The sequence below is a fragment of the Nostoc sp. DedSLP03 genome (assembly GCF_034530815.1).
Classification (GTDB): domain Bacteria; phylum Cyanobacteriota; class Cyanobacteriia; order Cyanobacteriales; family Nostocaceae; genus Nostoc.
Genome location: NZ_JAVRCK010000233.1, coordinates 1 through 1433, shown reverse-complemented (window position 1 = coordinate 1433; position 1433 = coordinate 1). Strand labels below are relative to the sequence as shown.

The 1433-nt window shown below is 44.3% G+C and carries 3 protein-coding genes; all 3 read left to right on the top strand.

The window, feature by feature from the left end; genetic code table 11:
* Positions 1–530: hypothetical protein (locus RM368_RS38480; protein ID WP_322698932.1), on the top strand; the 530-nt coding region annotated here is incomplete at its 5' end.
* Positions 530–748: a hypothetical protein gene (locus RM368_RS38475; protein ID WP_322698931.1), complete on the top strand. Its 219-nt coding sequence runs from the start codon at positions 530–532 to the stop codon at positions 746–748. The genes RM368_RS38480 and RM368_RS38475, both read left to right, overlap by 1 nt.
* Positions 732–1166, top strand: coding sequence for a hypothetical protein (locus RM368_RS38470; protein WP_322698930.1), 435 nt, complete (start codon positions 732–734; stop codon positions 1164–1166). Before RM368_RS38475 ends, RM368_RS38470 begins: the two co-directional genes overlap by 17 nt.
* Positions 1167–1433 lie beyond the last annotated feature (267 nt).

Sequence of the window (1433 nt, the reverse complement as noted above, 5' to 3'; positions counted from 1 at the left end):
GCAAGAGCGCTCGTGAACTAGAAAACCAGCTTAAGTACGCCAAGGCAAGAGAAGCTTATAACCCACCACAAAAAGAAGATGGAGCAGCTACTCAACGCCGCCCAAAAACTGCTGTTAAATATGCCGTGCTTTCTCCATTAGCCGAGGCAGATGCAGCTTTAACCATTCAGGTATCTGCGGCCGGGATACAGTTTTTCGGAGGAATTACAGCACTGGGTTTAGCAGCCGTAGGCACTGACCCCAAAGCTCCTCGTGGTTTTGTGCCAGCCCAAATGCACGCGATGGTATCTGATAGCTCCCCTAGTACTGTTCGCGCCAAAGGTTCAAACCGCCCTTACACTCGTTATGGTAGAGGGTCTAGAGGCAGCAATGCTCAATACAATTATTCTGCGGCAGTCACTGCTGACACTCCTACTAACCTTGATACAAAAGTCAAGGGGATTTTTACCGCTGTCAAAGACAACCTTGGTGGTAGTTATGGGCGCGTCTGGTTTGAATCAGAGCGTTACCCCATAGGCGCTAGCGGCTGATGATTAATATTTCCACTCCTGCCATTTGGTATCCAGGTCAGTCTGATATTGAATTCTCCGAGGAATTGAGCTTGATGATGGAACGGGCTGCAATAACCCGTGATTTTCTTAACGGCGACATTTCCCCGGATCAACTCTTAGATTTCATCAATGACCAAGGCTTTGATGTTTTTGAAGTGGCTGATGATTGGGACTTAGGCGATGGCATTACTAGCTGACATTAGAGCGGTTGGCGCTTGGGAGCTTTTCTATTATCAAAAGCTTTCAGGCAACCCCCAAAATCGCAGAATTAAAGCCCCAATCATCGATCCGGTTGAACTGCCTTTTATCACCGATAAACATATTTTGCTGGTAGGAGCATCATCAAGTAAAGCAAAGCCAACTTGGTTGCGTGCTGGATATCTCTATCAGCAAATAGGCGGAATTCATATTGACGATACGGTGATTTATGAGGGACTAGGAAGTGTTCCTAGTACTGAAACAGATTTCAACCGCTCTCTTGTTAAGCTCAACAGCATTGATTTAATCAGATTTACCCAAATTACCAATGATTACCGATTGCGTTTTGAGGCAATGCCTTGGATTGAAGAAGTGACCTTGGGTGTTTGGGTGTTTGGGTGTACACAGGAACCGTAAGCGACTCAACAGAAGATACGCTAGGGGCAATTAGAGCCAAACTTGAAACGATTGAATTTAAAGTTGATAATTTGCTATGAGTCTTACTTTTACTGCTTTAGGTGAGAAATTGCAGTTGACACTAGTCAGTTTCCAGATAATTTAGTTAACCCAACAGTGTAAGATGTCTTGGCAATCCTTGGGCACTTTTGAGATTACAAGTACTTGGACTTTAACAGATATTCTCAGCACAGAGTTATTTAGAATCCAACACATTTGTAGTGTTGA